The organism is Aliiglaciecola sp. LCG003 (assembly GCF_030316135.1).
Lineage (GTDB): Bacteria > Pseudomonadota > Gammaproteobacteria > Enterobacterales > Alteromonadaceae > Aliiglaciecola.
Genome location: NZ_CP128185.1, coordinates 4,103,597 through 4,120,098, shown reverse-complemented (window position 1 = coordinate 4,120,098; position 16,502 = coordinate 4,103,597). Strand labels below are relative to the sequence as shown.

13 protein-coding genes are annotated in these 16,502 nt (G+C 42.6%); 4 read left to right on the top strand and 9 right to left on the bottom strand.

Features of this window, described 5'->3' with window-relative positions; all coding sequences use genetic code 11:
- Positions 1-13 precede the first annotated feature (13 nt).
- Positions 14-481, top strand: a complete 468-nt coding sequence (locus QR722_RS17980) for a DUF2721 domain-containing protein (RefSeq protein WP_286284355.1) — start codon at positions 14-16, stop codon at positions 479-481.
- Positions 482-582: 101 nt separating this feature from the next.
- Here QR722_RS17980 and QR722_RS17975 read toward each other — a convergent pair whose 3' ends face one another.
- The 5 genes from QR722_RS17975 to QR722_RS17955 are packed head-to-tail and all read right to left on the bottom strand — an operon-like array spanning position 583 to position 4,854.
- Positions 583-1,233 carry a tetratricopeptide repeat protein gene (locus QR722_RS17975; RefSeq protein WP_286284354.1) on the bottom strand — a complete coding sequence of 217 codons (651 nt, stop codon included), beginning with the start codon at positions 1,231-1,233 and terminating at the stop codon, positions 583-585.
- Positions 1,230-2,036, bottom strand: a complete 807-nt coding sequence (locus QR722_RS17970; protein ID WP_286284353.1) for an SDR family oxidoreductase — start codon at positions 2,034-2,036, stop codon at positions 1,230-1,232. Before QR722_RS17970 ends, QR722_RS17975 begins: the two co-directional genes overlap by 4 nt.
- Positions 2,037-2,046: 10 nt before the next feature.
- A complete protein-coding gene (locus QR722_RS17965) occupies positions 2,047-2,718 on the bottom strand; it encodes an iron-containing redox enzyme family protein (RefSeq protein WP_286284352.1) in 672 nt (223 codons plus the stop codon).
- Position 2,719: 1 nt separating this feature from the next.
- Entirely contained in the window at positions 2,720-4,171 is a 1,452-nt protein-coding gene (locus QR722_RS17960; RefSeq protein ID WP_286284351.1) for an AMP-binding protein, read from the bottom strand.
- On the bottom strand, positions 4,168-4,854 hold the full coding sequence (locus QR722_RS17955) for a thermostable hemolysin (RefSeq protein WP_286284350.1): 687 nt from the start codon (positions 4,852-4,854) through the stop codon (positions 4,168-4,170). Before QR722_RS17955 ends, QR722_RS17960 begins: the two co-directional genes overlap by 4 nt.
- A 210-nt stretch (positions 4,855-5,064) precedes the next feature.
- Between QR722_RS17955 and QR722_RS17950 the strand changes: the two genes are divergently transcribed.
- Together QR722_RS17950 and QR722_RS17945 are read left to right on the top strand one after the other, a co-directional pair.
- Entirely contained in the window at positions 5,065-5,682 is a 618-nt protein-coding gene (locus QR722_RS17950; protein ID WP_286284349.1) for an FMN-binding negative transcriptional regulator, read from the top strand.
- Positions 5,683-5,924: 242 nt separating this feature from the next.
- Positions 5,925-7,769 (top strand): TonB-dependent receptor plug domain-containing protein, encoded by a 1,845-nt coding sequence (locus tag QR722_RS17945; protein ID WP_286284348.1) that lies wholly within the window; start codon positions 5,925-5,927, stop codon positions 7,767-7,769.
- Positions 7,770-7,887: 118 nt separating this feature from the next.
- Here QR722_RS17945 and QR722_RS17940 read toward each other — a convergent pair whose 3' ends face one another.
- From QR722_RS17940 to QR722_RS17930, 3 genes are all read right to left on the bottom strand, one after another.
- Positions 7,888-8,670, bottom strand: coding sequence for an SDR family NAD(P)-dependent oxidoreductase (locus QR722_RS17940; protein ID WP_286284347.1), 783 nt, complete (start codon positions 8,668-8,670; stop codon positions 7,888-7,890).
- A gap of 71 nt (positions 8,671-8,741) precedes the next feature.
- On the bottom strand, positions 8,742-11,138 hold the full coding sequence (locus tag QR722_RS17935; RefSeq protein ID WP_353506891.1) for an efflux RND transporter permease subunit: 2,397 nt from the start codon (positions 11,136-11,138) through the stop codon (positions 8,742-8,744).
- Between the two features lie 3 nt (positions 11,139-11,141).
- Positions 11,142-12,050, bottom strand: coding sequence for an MlaA family lipoprotein (locus QR722_RS17930; RefSeq protein ID WP_286284346.1), 909 nt, complete (start codon positions 12,048-12,050; stop codon positions 11,142-11,144).
- Positions 12,051-12,750: 700 nt separating this feature from the next.
- Between QR722_RS17930 and QR722_RS17925 the strand changes: the two genes are divergently transcribed.
- Positions 12,751-13,542, top strand: coding sequence for a DUF1206 domain-containing protein (locus tag QR722_RS17925; RefSeq protein WP_286284344.1), 792 nt, complete (start codon positions 12,751-12,753; stop codon positions 13,540-13,542).
- Positions 13,543-14,170: 628 nt separating this feature from the next.
- On the opposite strand, the gene QR722_RS17920 is transcribed toward QR722_RS17925, so the two are convergent.
- Positions 14,171-16,198, bottom strand: coding sequence for an alpha/beta hydrolase family protein (locus tag QR722_RS17920; RefSeq protein WP_286284343.1), 2,028 nt, complete (start codon positions 16,196-16,198; stop codon positions 14,171-14,173).
- Positions 16,199-16,502: the final 304 nt, after the last annotated feature.

Genomic DNA, 16,502 nt, shown 5'->3' with positions numbered 1-16,502 from the left:
AACAAGTACAACTATGTATAGCGACTTTACTGGCAGCGCAGTTGAGCTCATTCAACTTGCTTTAACCCCGGTGTTTTTAATCGTCGGTATTGGCCAAATGGTTAATGTGGTAACTGGTCGCTTAGGCCGAATTATCGATAGAGCCAGATGGTTTGAAGATCTGAAATATCATAATCCGCGGCGAATTGATCAGGCCAGTATGTACGAATTGAAATCGTTGAAAAGACGTATGCGCTTGGCAAATTGGGCAATTACGTTTTTAACCGCAGCGGCGGTAATGATTTGTTTGAATGTAGTCTTGCTGATCACTAATGGATTAGTGGAGTATAATTTAGATCCGCTGATACTCACCATGTTTATTATTGGCGTGAGCTTTATCACTGGCGGGCTGATCGGGTTCTTTTTAGAGGTCAGTGTGGCGACCGCAACACTGAGAATTATGCCTTATCATCTTAGCAATGATCACGATATTGAAGATTAGACTTTCTCGCTATTCATCACTCTCAAGACGCTAAATTAACCATTTTGGTAGCTAGCGATAGCCTTCAAAGCCTATCGCGCGCCACCTTACTCATAACTCGATTAAAGCTTGCTCTCAACTTTTTGTAATAACTCGTTAATTTCCCCTTGTCTACCGGTGTCTGCTAACGGACGCTCAGGTCTAGGCGCTGCTTGCTTAGCAATTAACAAGCGCTCTTTAGCTTGGGAATATTGTCTGTCATCGTATAAGAACTCAGCATAGAAATAATTAGCATCAATACCTGTAGGGTTCAGCTCTAAGGATTTCTTCAATAGCTGCTCGGCCTTCTTATCACTGCCAAAGCTGATGGGCCAGCCTGGTAATTTATGATAAAGCACACCCAAACTGGTCATCGCTGAACCTTGCAATGCATGGGAGTCAATACGCATGGCTGCTTCAAAGTGTTTTTTAGCCGCCTTAGCATATTTCAGTGCGCCAACGCCGCCTTTTGCCCCTGCCATACTGGATTGCACAATACCAAGCCAAATATGCCCTTCGGCACGGTCTTGATGTTGTGTAGTAAGTTTTTCAGCCTGCTTAATTAGGCTTTCAAATGCATTCTCTTTATTATCCTTTGGTAGCTGATAATTAACCACTGCCCACTGCTGTTGGACCATTTTCAGTTCAGGCCAATTTATATCCTGCGGATCTTGCGCAGTGGCGTTGAACGCCACTGCAGCACTTAAAAGTATGCCGTAAAATAATGATTTCATGAGATCGCCTCCTTTGACGAAGTAGCTGCAAAGCGTTTGATAATTGGCAGCTTTTTAAAAAGCGCACTGTCTACAAGGTGTGGAAATGCACCGTTAATTTTGACAAATAATTTTTCAGGAAAGCCTAGAAACATTCGAGTTTGTCGCTTCTCGATTTGTTTGAGCAACTGCTTAGCTACCCACTGTGGATCGTCTGTTTTATTGCTCAGAGCACGATTCATTGCCACTACCTTGTCTGAATTAATTGCTGTATTGGTGGCCCGTGGTGCGAAATAGAGCACGTTAATGCTACTGCCTTTAAACTCGCGCTGAAGGGATTCCGTAAAACCCCGTAAGCCGAATTTGCTGGCACAATATGCACTGTGACAAGCAAAGCCAATACTGCCGAAGGTAGAGCCAATATTGATGATATGGGCATTCATGTTTTGCTTTAATAACGGCAACAACATGCGCGTGAGCAATATCGGCGCGGTTAAATTCGTTTCAATCAGGCGTTGTAATACAACAGTGTTAGAGTGTTCGAATTGATTAAATTCAGAGATCCCAGCATTGTTGATCAACATAGTGAGGCCTCCCCAGTTACCGATGTGTTTTACAATGCGGTTTCGATCGTTTTGGTTATTAATGTCTCCAACCAAAATGTCATGCTGCCCGGGCAAGCTGTTAACCAGTTGAGTTAATTTCTGTTCATTACGGCCTTGTAAGATGAGACGCACGCCTTTTTCGGCCAACTGTTGAGCGATTGCTTCACCAATCCCTCCTGTTGCCCCTGTTAGTAAACAAGTTTGCTGTTGCCAATTCATTGATTTCTCCTTATGCGACTAGCGCAAGGCCATGTTCAGTGCTGAGTTCACGAAAGATATTGGCATACAATCTGAAGAACATATTGGCACTATGAATAATCAAATCTTGCTCAGCTCTATCGTCTATTTTATTCATTAGATTTTGATAAAACACTATGTGTTCTTGATCGAGTGACCCGTGGGAGCTCAGATAACTAAAGGCCTTTTTAGGTAAGTTAAGTTTTTCGGCTATGGTCAGCGCAGCGTTGTCGGCTAAGGCAATACTGGTGCCTTCCAACACAAATACCATTCCAAAAAAGCACAAAGCATCCTTGCGTCTAATGCAATCATAGGCATAGGCAATCATTAATTCTGTTGCGGCTGAAGGTTGGCTACGCCGGGCACTTTGTTTGTCGACACCACAAGCGGCCAAGTCATTTAGGATCCACTCTTGATGGCCCATTTCCTCGTCAATATATTCACCTACCGCTTCGCGTAACCATTCTTTACTTTCCGGTAGCTCGCTGCCGGTAGCCATAAGCAACGGAACCGTGTGCTTCACGTGGTGATAGGCCTGTTGTAAAAACGCGATGTAATCATCTAAGATAATTTCGCCGCTGAAGCATCGCTGTATGACCGGAGAGCTAACTAGATAGTCTCGTTGGGACTGGGTCTCTTGTTGCAAACGTTGATATAAATTCATCTTAATACTCCACTTCAAATTGATTATCAGACTGATAAAGTGATTCAACTAATCTCTGGTACGTGTGGCTAATGTTAGCTCTTTGCAGTTTTCCATTGGCGGTCAATAGGCCTGCTTGGTAAGTCATAGGTGAGATGCAAGACCAGGCTTTTATCTGGCCATAATCTGGCAGTGCTGCGTTGATTTGGCCTATTGCAAAAGTAATTTGGGCTTCGCTAATTTGCTTGGAGATAGGTACCAAGAGCGCTACACAATGTGGCCGGGCTTCACCAAGTACTATGGTTTGGGCAAATAGGCCACTGGCGATAAGCTCCGCTTCAATCCACTCTGGTGAGACATTACGCCCAAATGAGTTGATAATAAGGTGCTTAGTTCTTCCCTCCACATACACATAGCCATCCTCTACTCGACCACGATCACCGGTGAGTACTTGTTCGGGATGGAAGGTCTCAGGTTCATCCAAGTAGCCCAGAAACAAGTTACCCCTTACCACAATTTCTCCTGATTGTTGGGTGATTTGGTTGTGTGCTAGGACCTTTCCTACCGATTGAAAGATGTCATGTTTAGCTGTATTTAGCGCAACAACCGAGACACATTCGGATAGCCCATAGCCTTGATAAACCGGCAATCCTGCTTGCTTAGCTTGATTCAACAAACTGGCTGAAACCTTTGCGCCCCCCACGGCAATAAACTGCAATGAAGCTGGCACCTGCCAACCCTGCTGGCAGGCTGATAGCAACACTAAGAGCAGTTCTGGAACCAAAATGAGGGTATTAGGCTGACTGTGTTGGATCAGTGCCAGCATGGCGGGTATATCGGTCAATCGACTGCCTTTAAAACCCCGTTGTGCGCTTGTTGCTAAGATAACGGTTCCACCGGCAAGTAAAGGGGCGTATACCCCCGCGATGTTCTCTAATAACGTTGCAAGAGGTAATAAACACAAGTGACGAGGTTGCTGTATTCCTATGGTCTCAACCAGAGACTGAGCAACCACATGTTGGGAATGATGGCTCAGACACACCCCTTTCGGCGTGCCGGTTGAACCTGAGGTAAAGGTGATTTTTCCGGTATTATTTGGCATAGCACAAAGCTGCTCAATAGGATTCAACTGATAATAAATATCAGTAAAGGGCGTGTTGTGTAATTGCTCAGCGGCAACATCACTAATTAGCAAATCGGCTCCACTTTTTTGTAACAGATGAGCCTGCTGAGCGGGGCTGAAAAAACCAGGAATCGGAATGATGCATATATCTGCCGCTGTACAAGCCAAGTCGAAATAAACCCATTCCAAACCATTATCGAGCGCCATTGCCAGCCTTTCGACGCCATTGGCTTTAAGCCAGTTAACTCGCACAGTGATATTGTCACCAAGTTGCTGGTAAGAAATCTGATTTTGGCCACAAACCAAAGCGATTGCAGAGGGCTCTGCGGAGCTTAAAATTGTTTCTATCATAAACACCTCAATTGTTGATGAACGCTGGTTAACTCGCCGTCCAATGAGTCAAACAATGCGCTCAGTGCGGGTCGCGCCATAATGGCGGCAATCACATCATTGAGGTTGGCTAACATGACTATGGGATAAGCCGAGTAATAGCTTCCCCAATCATCTTTGCCTTGTTCTACTTTTGCTTGCTGGGCTTGAGCAAGGGCGGTTAATTCGACTCCGTAGGAGGTTAGAATGTCATTCACTTTTGGCGTACCTGTGAAGATTAAGTGGGTGTAATCATTCATAACCAGAGCCAGCGCAGCACTTATCATTAACGGGATAGAAAACCGCTGAGAAGTACTGTACAGGTTACCTATTTCTGCCAGTTTTAGTTCGGCAGATTGCAAGTTGCGCTGGGCTAGCACTTGTTCTAGAGGTTGCTCAAAATATTGACTGACAAAAAAGCCACTCTGTGCATTTCTAATCCCTAGGGCTGCATGAATCTGCTGGCTTTGAGCGGCTAATAGAATAGGTGCAAATGAAGTAACCTGAGCTTTATATGAGCGGTAAAACCCCTCTGCTATAAAAGATTCCACTTCTTCACGGCGCGAATGTATCGCACTCAGTGCAATAGTGTTTATCTTATTCGCGCTTGATACGCGCGCTTTTGGTAGCGTGATGCTGGACGGATTTAGCCATGCCTGTTGCATATTTGCTCACTTATTTAAATGAAACCAAAAAGGGTTTCCTTATCGTGAGCGTAACTTTAATTGATTAAACTTAACGCAATCTTAAATTGAGGATTTAAATTTTTAGCTACATAATTGCCCATCCAAGCACCAGCATATTCGCTACTCTAACGCCTTAGTGAATAAACTTGGCAATGCTCAACCCATATCATTCACCACTTTAGGACGAAGATGTACATACCAAAAAATATGCAGCTCAATGACGATGAGGTCATTGTCCGCTTTATTCGGCAATATAGCTTCGGTCAACTTATTACCAGCACATTGGATGTGACTTATTTGCCTCTAGTATTAGAGTCGGATGAGGCTGAAAAAGGCGTGCTTTATGGGCATATGGCCAGAGCCAACTCACAGTGGAAAAATCTTCAGGATCAGCGGGTACTAGTTGTATTCAATGGTCCCCATAGTTATATCTCACCGACTTGGTACCAAACCACTCCGGCGGTTCCCACCTGGAACTATGCTGCTGTGCATTGTTATGGCAAGGTTGAGCTACTTGATGACACACAAAGTAGCATTGCGCTGGACAAATTGGTCGCACAATTTGAACCTGCACTACTGCAAAATACTGAGGTTATGCCCAAAAGCTATCAGCGGAAATTAGATCAGGCGATTGTCGGTTTTAAAATAGTCATCGATGACATTCAAGCTAAAGAAAAGCTCGGTCAGCATCGCAGTGCCGCAGACCAGAATAGTGTTTTTACTGCGTTGCAGACAAGTCCTCACGCTGATGCGAGGCAATTAGCCAGTTACATGCAGTTGCGTAACTTGGGTACTGGCAGCGAATAGCATGATTGGGTTTATTTATTACCCGCAAGTGTGTAATTATATCCAAAGTTGAATGTCGCCATTCCGAAACAGGTTCTATTCAGTGCGTACTATTTACCCAAAATCTAATTAATTTAAAGATTTAAATCAAAAAGTTATGTCGAAGGATGATCGCATTTACAAAAGCGTTTACTATCCTCATCAAGTTAACTCTTCAGCTTCTGTATCGAACAAAGATTCGGTACTTACAAAGGAAAAATGTGGTGAATTTAAAGAATATTTTGTGTTGTGTTGCGCCTTTGTATGCCTGTTCACTGATGGCTCAACCCGAGATAGAAACCCTCCAAGTAACGGGAACGCGAATTGCCAAACAAAGCCAAGGCAGTTATTCGTCGCTTTCTAGAAGCCAAATCGAAGCCTTCAATCCTGCGTCTACTTTGGATTTGTTGCGTCGTATTCCTAACATTATTATTGCTGAAAATGGCGCCGCTGGTGGAATTCCTTTTGTCTCTTTACGAGGAGGAGAATCCAATTTCACTCTGGTATTAATTGACGGTGTTGCGGTCAATGATCCAACCAATAGCCGGGGTGGTGGTTTCGATTTTAATCAAATTAATCCCAGTGCTATCGATCGAATCGAAGTCTATCGTGGCGGCATTAGTGCGGTCTATGGTGGGGAAGCCATCAGCGGTGTTATCCATATAGTTACCCGCAGTTCTGCGCCCCAGTCGATTGGGGTTGAATTTGGCACCGATGAGCAATTAAATGCCAGCGGAACATTTTCCACCAGTTTAGATAACGGCGTGGATTTATTAGCCAGTGTTTCTAGTCGTAAGCGTAAATCATCTGATTTCGCTAGCATTGATACTCAGCAAGGCTTATTTAAGCTTGGCTTTGATACTGAAAAAGTCAGTAATGAGTTGCTGATAACCTTTAGCAATAGCGACAATGTTGGCTTTGCCGAAGATTCCGGTGGAGAAGAATATGCGCTGCCACAAATTGCAGAAACCCGTGACAGTGAACAATGGTTGGTGGGCCTCAGGCATGTCTATGCGTTGTCTGACAAAACTAGCCTCAGTGGCAATCTTTCTTGGTTAAATCGTCAAGAGTCTTCCAATAGTCCAGGTATTGCAGAAGGCGTGCTGTCTGGCGTGCCTGCTAGCATGGTGGATTCTGAATTTGAGCGCTTCGAGGTAGAAGTCTTCGCCAAGCATCAATTGAATCAATCCACTACCTTGGTGTTTGGAGTGAATGGTCGAAATGCAGAGGGCCGCAACGATGGTTCAATTGATTTTGGTTTCCCTTTGCCAGTAGATTTTGTGTTGCAGCAAGATACCCGCAGTGCATTTGCCGAAGCGCAATATGAGCAAGCAAATTATACCCTTGATATGGGCCTCAGATATGATAAATCTGACAATTTCGACAGTGAAACCTCATTGCGGATCGGTGCCGATTACGCCGTGTCCGAAACAATCCAGTTGTTTGCGGTTTATAACGAAGGGTTTAAGTTACCGAGTTTCTTTGCATTAGCTCATCCACTGATTGGTAATGCTGATTTGAAACCTGAGCGCAGTGAAAATGCCGAAGTCGGGATGAAAGTAGCCTCACAAGATAGTCAATTTTCCATACTCTATTTTGATAACCACTATTCAGACTTAGTTGATTTTGACGCCGAATTATTTACCTCAGTGAATCGCAGTAGCGTTGATGCAACCGGGATTGAACTCAGTGCCTTTGGCAAAATTAATCAGTGGTTAAGTCTATCTGCTGATGTTACCTATACTGAGCTTGAAGTTGATGACGGCCCAAGTCAGCTGCGACGCCGCCCTAAATGGTTTGGTGGTGTGGCCTTAGATGGAAGTTGGGACACTGTTACCCTTAGCCTGTTTGCGGACTTCAGAGACAAGTATTTAGATAGCTCAATAGCTACAGGTTTGGTGGAATTAGGCGGTTATGCAAAATATGGATTGTCAGGCCAATGGCAAGTGACCGAACAATTGACAACCTCATTCAACATTGAAAACCTGTTGGCCAAAGAATACCAAGAATCAGTCGGTTTCGTGAATGATGAAGCCAACATGCGTATTGGCATGCAATATACTTTTTAAGGCTAGTTGCGTATCTAACTTAAATTGAACATAACATTCGACTCAGTGACAACAGGCTTGTTGTCACTGAGTCTTTTTATATGGTTTTGTAGCCGCCACAAAAGCGCACATATACTGCTCAACTAAATTTACTAAATAACCCGTTTACTTTGCGCACCATCCATCGCGGATAATGGGTAGCCCATTGCACCAATAATTTATTGGCTAACTTATCTAAAAATACCACTTCACCTTTCATCAGCGCGTTATATGCTTCGCTGGCTAGACTATCAGGGTGTGCCTTCAAAAATCTTGGGATATACTTTTCAACACCTTGGGCCTGATGCAACATATTGGTTTGGGTAATACCGGGACAAACACAGGTAACGGTCACGCCTGTGCCGTTTAATTCTTCTGAGATGCCTTCTGAAAAGGAAAGAACAAAGGCTTTGCTTGCACCGTAGGCACTGAAATTAGGGGTAGGCATAAAGCTTGCGATTGAACCGACATTTAGCACTTTACCAGCCTGTCGAGCCACCATGGGAGGAACAAATTGACGAGTCATATTCACCAGGGATTGAATGTTGAGTTGCAACAATTGATTGAGCTTTTCGGTATCTGCCAAATACAACTTCTCTATCTGCATCATGCCTGCGTTATTGACCAAGATGTCTATTGGGATTTTATCTTTGGTCAATTGAGAAAATAGCATCTCGGCCGAATCTACTACACTCAGATCCGTTGGGTAGACGTGGCAAGTTACTGCATATTTGGCATTTAAATACATCGCCAGCTCATTCAATTTTTGCCGATTGCGCGCCACTAGAATGAGTTCATGGTTATGCTTGGCAAATACTTCAGCCAAGCTACGCCCGATGCCCTCTGAGGCACCGGTAATTAACACATTTTTCAAAAAAGACATGATTTTTCCAACGGGTTCATCTAGCAAGATTAGCAGTTTGTTACCATTTAGCGAATCTGTGAGGGTTAAAGCTAAGTCGCCGCTTTACCCACAAAGCGTTTCAATAGCGCTGGCAGTAGAGTGGAGTCTGTCAACAGTGCTATTAACATGGCTAAACCCGTTAATAAACCAAATAAAATGCTCGGTACAAAGTCAGAAAAGCTAAGTAGCGCGAAACCTATGGCGATGATTAAGGTGGTGTATAGCAACGCATAGCCAACACTATCAAAAGTATTGCGTACCGCTTGTTCGGGGTCTTGATGGGGTGACTCTTCAAGATAGCGATGCACAAAGTGAATAGTATCATCCACCGCTATGCCCATGGCAATAGCCGAAATTGTGATGGTCATCAAGTCTAGTGGAATATTCAACCAACCCATCACACCCAAGATTATTAAAGTGGTGAGTATATTAGGGGTGACCGCAATCAAAGCCACTGTAAACGATTTGAAGATAAAGAATAGTACTGCAAATAAACCAATATAAACCAGTCCTAATGTTAGGATTTGCGAGCTGAACAAACGCTGTAAAATGTCCTGATACAAGACGAATAAATTGGTCAAAGAATACTGATCCTCCTTAACGTTTATGGCTTGCATATCTGCCCGTAAGGTTTCTAGAAATTCGGCGCGATTGAACTCAGGAGTGCTGTCTTGTATTCGCGTACTAACTCGCAGTTGATGAGTGTCGGGATCAAAATATGCGCCTAGCAATTTGTCTTTTAGCGAATCGTCTAACAGGGTGTAAATTACGGTTAGTTCATACTCGGTCAAAGGCTTGTTATTGTTGATTTTCATCGCCAGTTCGGTGAAATTGAACACCGAAGTGATATTTCCTGTGGCTTCGTAGCTGCTTAACACGGCATGGATCTTTTGCAGGGTTTGTACCGTTTCGGCGCTCAAAACTAATTGTTTATCTTGTTGCTGTTTAGGAATGCTGAAAACCAGATCAAGAGGGGTCGAGCCGCCGAATTCTTGGTCAATGAAGGTTAATTCCTGACGAACTTTGGTTGATTCCTTAAAGTAGTTTAAGAAGCTATTCTCTACGTCTAAACGCAGGATACCCAAAACCGATATAACGGCTATGACAGCTGCGGCAGCAAAAATTGATTTACTGTACCCCAGACTTATGGCGGTGAAGCGTTTAACCATCCAAGTCGTGATGGATGTCGCGACCTTTTCTTGTTTATGCTGCAATAACGTCATGAAAGCTGGAAACAACAACAGACTTACTAAGATGGAAATTGTCATAGCAACTATCATCATCCAGCCGAAGCTTACTACTGGCTGAATGCCACTGAATATAAGCGATGCAAAACCAACCGAAGTTGTAAGGCCTGCATATAAACAAGGTTTAAACTTCGAATTGAGTGTTTTTTCTAACAATACAGCTTGGCTGTCTTGCTTATTCTTCAAAGCAAGCTGTCGGTACTCAACAATCAAATGAATGACTACCGCCAAAGTTAAAATTAATTGCAGGGCGACAAAGTTGGAAGAAATAACGGTGGTGCGCAAATCCAATAGACCGAATATTCCGATAGTTATCAGTACACTAAGGGAGCAAGCCAATACCGGTAATACGACCCAGCGAAGGCGCTGAAACAACAGAAACAACATGATGACAATGGCGGCACCAATAGCACTGCCAAAAAACAACAAGTCTTGGGTAATAATTTCGATCATTTGCTGGCCCAATACATAAGCCCCGCCTAAGTAAAAGTTTGCGCGACTCTCATACTCTTCAGTAATTTGATAGATTTTATCAATCTCTTGTTGGCGTTGTTGCTTTAGCTGTTGCTCGATAGGGTCGGCCTGGGTTTTAAGTTGTTCTATTTGCGCTTGTTGCTCATCAGTCAACTCTTTGTCTAAGGCAAGTTGTTGAATTTCGATGATTTGATCATTTATCTTGCTTAGTGCAGCATCCTTTTTAAAGACAATTTGCAGGGCTGTAGCGGTTTGGTCTTTGTTAACTAACAAGTCGGTAAATAATGGATGCTGGTCAAAAAGTTGCTGCATTTTTTGCGGGGAATACTGTTGATTTAACCAAGTGAAGTTGTCAGCATCCACATTGGGGCTGAGCTCTGAGGCGTTACCGAGCAGCGGGACATTCAATATATGAGTAACAGATTTGACTCGCGGCAAAGCGGCGAAGGCCTTGCTCAGTGATTGCAAGTCATTGAAAGTAGTTTCGGAAAAAACATCATGTTGTTTGGGTTGATAAGCCACCAAGATAAATTCGTCCGGCGAAAAGCGTTTGTTCATCACCTGAGTCTGGATGTACATCTTGTTGTTCTTCAGTAATAAGGTTTCTGCTGATGCATCTATCTTAAAGCGCTGAGCAAAATATATTGATGCTACGGCAAGGATTGTAAAAAGAACCAGAATTAACTTAGCGTGGCGTATAACCATTGCGGCGTAGTTATTTTTCACGACTTATTGCTCCTGCTCGTCATCTTGCTTAGCTTGGTTTTCATTGACTTTGTTTTTGTTGGAGTGCTTGCCCTTTACATTTGCGGGCGAAGGCGAAAGTTGCTGGGGGGCGCTTTGAAAGTCAGCATCACGCTTGAGTGATTGCAGATAGAGGTTTCTAAAAAATGTATAAGGATCGTCTGATTGTGCTTGTAACTCTTCATAACTCGGGGCGCTAGGTGCAAATTCGTTAAATCCATCCAAACCTTGCAAATAAGCGGTTTGCGGTGCGTCAGAGATCACCCGAACAGGGCTCAATATAGACTCACCGATGGTGGAAAAAGCATTACGAAAATCTGATTGGCCTAAGATTGGTAACACAAGATAATTACCGTAGCCCACTTGGTAAGATTCTAAGGTATCGCCGATGGTCGCGGTGTCTTCTTCAATATCAAACCAAGCCTCGGCAGGATCGAACAGTCCCAACAGACCGATAGTTGAATTAATCAAAAACCGAGAAAGATTGGTTCCGGACTTTTTACCTTCCCCTTGTAAGGCATGGTTTATCAGGTTCAGAGGTTCACGAATATTGCTAAAAAAATTGCCGATGCCGGTTTGTACCGGGTCTGGAATGACTGCGGTATAGCCTTTACTGACTGGGATCATCACATATCGATAGAGCACATCATTAAACGCGAAAATCGGACGGTTAATAAATTCAAGTGGATCTTCAAAGGTTTCAGGATCATAAGTGACAACTGTAGGGCTCAACGTTTGTGTACCTTGAGAGGTGGTAATAGTAATCGCCTTATTTGCCTCCGGCGGCTGTTCATTAGCAACTTGTTGGGTGCTATTGTTTGTGCTGCATGCCGTTAGCATAATCACACTCAACATCATTAACATTGTGGCACTGCGAGTGGTAACACTTTTCATAATGGCTTCCTGAAATCTCGATAATTTGAATTGTTAAATGGCATGCCCAATTTGGCCGACACAATGATAATTCGACACCAGTACAACACAATTCTGCACACTCAAAAATATATTTGTCATGGTGAAAATTTATTCACTTGTGTTGATTGACCATACGGTGACATTTTGTAGTTCTGTGAACGATTCTGTCATCTACTAAGCAAATAGGTTGCCATGTCTTTGGGCGGCCCTATCATAGTGTCCAATTGAAAGAGCTCAGGTATCAAAAGACTATTTTCCGCTGTTAGCATTTTGCCTGTTTTTAAAGGTCTTCAGGGGATTTATGCTCTCGAACAACAAATATTCGATGGTCGTGATGGGATACTCGGTTTATCATGTTCAGCCAGAAAGTAAGCCGCAAAATTACTTGCCATCTATCATGCAGAACTGCAAAAACGACACTGGTGAATGTAAATACTACTTGTTTGGGCGAACACAATGACTACCCAAAGTACCTTTATAAAAATTGTCGGCGGGGATGTTAAATCTCTAAAATAACCCTGGATAGCTGTTTTAAAGCCTATGTATAGCGCCTATAGCATTTCCTCAGCAAGGGACAAGTTTTAATAGTCATCCTATTAATCTAGTTAAAATTGCTATGTGGCGCATACATTGCTTAGCTCGAAAGTATCAATATTTTTCAACGTGAATTTAGAGCATTATGGGTACAAAACATGTGATTATGGGAATAGCCAGAATTGGATACGCAGCCAAGTGTGTGGTGTATTGTATTCTTGGAATGCTAACCTTGTATGTTGCTTTTACCGCTGCTAATACCGAACAAGTGTCTAAAAAATCTGTCTTTCAAGAAATACTCAACTCTCCTTTTGGCTCAATCTCTTTAACTGCGATAATTGCGGGGTTTAGTTGTTATGTTGTCTGGCGGTTTGTGCAAGGGATCACCAATCCAGATGATTTAGACATGTCCAAAGTGAAAGATGTACTGATACGACTATTCTACTTCTTTTCAGCAATCGCTTACACGTCAGCGACCTATGTTGCATTCAAAGTACTAATGGGGTCGCCAGACGATCAGCAGGACAAAAAACAGCAAGTGGGAGACAGTATCATGCAGGAGACATGGGGCGTGCTGCTTGTCGGTTCAATCAGTATCGCTGTGGTGGTGTTTGCGTTTACTCAGTTTAAGCATGCAATTAAAGGCGATTTTATGGATAAATTGGTCAATGACATGTCTCACACCCAGCAAAAAATAGCCAACCTGTGTGGAAGAATCGGCTTTACCGGTAGAGGTATCGTCTATTTGCTGGTGGGCGGCTTTTTCATGAATGCATCATTAACGCAAAACTCGGAAAAAGCGGGCGGACTGTCAAAAGCCTTATCAACCCTTCTGGTACAACCCTTTGGCCCTTGGATGGTGGGAGCGGTTAGCGTGGGGTTGATAGGGTTTGGTATTTTTTGTGGGTTTGAAGGCAGATATAGGAAAACTAATTAAATTCCAGTAAGTATATGTATTTTTACTTACTGGGCCAGCGACACCGATTAAAAATAACCATAATTCACTACGTCTGCTGCAGCTAGTTCGCTAACTATATTGATTAGTTACTGCACTATTTAAACTATGTGTGCGTACATTTGGTTATTCTTACATCACAGACAATCAATCCAATCGAATTTAATAGTTCGCTTCCCAATTGCTGAAAGAATTTTACTATTTAATATCAGAAGCTTAATTAAACATTTTGTATAAATGTCGCGCTTAAAATTTATTGGCATTATATTTGCTTTAATGGTGCATAAACTACAGGTTAACTGATTCAATAACATCAGTTCGTCTTACACCCCTTAATAGGGCAATAAGACATTAACTTTTCTTTGTACTTTTTCGGAGTGAAAAAAGAATGAACAGTAATATGACATCCGCTACTAGAGCGCAAAATTCCAAATCAGATAATTTATTAAAACGAACATCTCACGACGCTTTATCGTCTAAAGTATCAGTACTGGGTCGCTTTAAACTAACGGGTTGGTTAAATCTTGATGCTGTAGTGTTTGACCAAAATTCGTGTATCTCTCAGATTGGCTGTGAAAGGAATCAATAGCCAACCTGAGGAGATAATTCTCTATGGGCTCTGAGTACTTTGATTTTTTTCTTTTAACTGTTTATTAGTGGGCAGAAATTCAGCTAAGAATGACTCCACTTCAGTGTAGATATCTTCGATGTCTTGCTTATATTTGAATGCACTGTGTCCGGTTTCTTTTAAGGTGATCATACGTACCCATTTACCCTGATCTTCTAATGCATCGAACATCATTTCAGACTGATCATAAGGTACGACTTCATCCTCGTCGCCATGGATAAGCAGCACTGGGATGGTGATTTTGTCTGCATGTAACGCCGGAGAGCGTGCTTTTAACATGGCCATGTCGGTGGCCGGATCGCCAATACTATCTTTGATATAAGTTTGCAGTCTCGCAGATTCAAACTTGTCTAAATCAAACTCGACTTGATCAGGCAGGTGAGTCACGCCGTTGATGCTGACACTGCACTGATACATGTCGGGGGTTTTTACCGGACCCATGAGTGCGGCGTACCCGCCATACGAGCCTCCTATGATACAAACCCGTTTTTTATCAACCAAGCCTTCACTAACTAAAAAGGTCACTAGATCTTCTAAGTCTTCCTGCATTTTGCCGCCCCACTCTTTGTAACCGGCTTCTTCAAACTTTTTACCATAACCGGTTGAGCCGCGGAAATTCGGTTGCACCACGATATAGCCACGGGTGGCAATAAATTGAGCAAAATCATCGTAACCTAGGAAATCTCTTGCTTGGGGTCCTCCGTGAGGCATGACAATTAAAGGCATAGCAATCGACCCATCGAATTCGTTGGGGAGTAAAATATATGAATTGATTAGGGTTTTATCACGGGCTAAATATTGAATTTTTAAACCTGTGGCTAGCTTTTCTTTTGGTAGGCTGGCGAAGGAATAGCTCAGCGGAGTCATAGTATCTGTTGTCATTTCATAGGTGAAATAGGTTACGGGGTTATTCGGACCGAAAGATTTTATAACGGCGCGCTCTCCATTTTCTGAAATGTTGCTGAAGTAGAAGTTTTCCCCTTCAAAATGTTTAGCTGCCGCATCATATTTGGCTTGACGTGTCTTATCAAAATAGTGGGAACGATATATGTCCGTAAGGGTGCGATAACCAATTACTTCATTGTTGATACCTTTGGTCAAGACACCGACGATATCTTTGTTTGGAACGCTCACTAGCACTTCTTGCTTACCTTCATTTAAGGTTAACAGTTCATGATAGCCTGATTCATCGTTAAGCTTACGATAAACCAATTTACCTTCATAAAGGCCAACTAAATCTTCTAATTCAATCTTGTTTTTGCTTTCGTCGTCTTCATCAAAATAAAATTCATCGACAAGATTCCAGTCTTTCTCATCTGTATATTCAAATATCTCAAGTAGTTTAGCGATGGGTTTATAATCGTAACGGAACAACACTTTGCCATTGTCGTCATTTATAAAAGCGATAGTGAATTTGCCGGCGGTGACAACCAAATCAGATTGTCCAGTGTTCACGTTGACTTTGAAAAGAGAGAGTCGCTCATTGCGAATCGACGACATCAAAATATGCGCTTTGTCATTAGGCAAATAATGTGGAATACGGGCAAGGTTGACGTTACGCTTGGCTGAACGTTCATCGTTCATCAGTTCTACCAAACTATCGCCTAAGATATCGGTGGACACGATGCGACCAAACATGAAGTAATCGTCTATATCAAAATCATCTTTGGTCCGAGCATCACGTCTGACCTGAGAGGTTTTATATGGGACTAATAACTTCACTAATAGACGTTCGTCATTTGCCCAAGATGCGTAATAAGGACGAATAATATTATCGCCAAATTTGTTGACCACTTGGTTCTCATCGAGGTCGTAAATCATTACGGTGCGCTGATCTTCTAGGTTCCAAACGGTAGCAACATGCTTGCCATTGGGGGAAATGTTCGCTGAAATTAGACCAGGTTTGGCTAAAAAATCCTGAAGGGTGAGTGAGTTAGCGAGAGTTTTATGACTTTGGGAAAATAAACTGAATAGAAACAGCACAAAAACAGCGCTAAGTGACTTTGGCATATCAGTCCTTTGAAATTTAATTACGACCATAAAATTACCCGAATTTAAGCATAAATATTGTAACTTGTAAAAATTAGCTAGGTGATTATCAAGATAGAGCGTTATTTTCTGCAGAAAATGATTGAGGGGAGCACCGAAAAAATACTTTCTCAGAGGTATTCCTATGAGTTTATAGCTTAACAATAGGCTATGGCTCTGTTCATGCCATTAATTGTTCGAAACTTGAGCAGGGTCAAAGTTGTAGGTAACTACTCATTTAATATCCTGAAGGTATTGACTTGCCATATTCTAAAAAGATTATTCG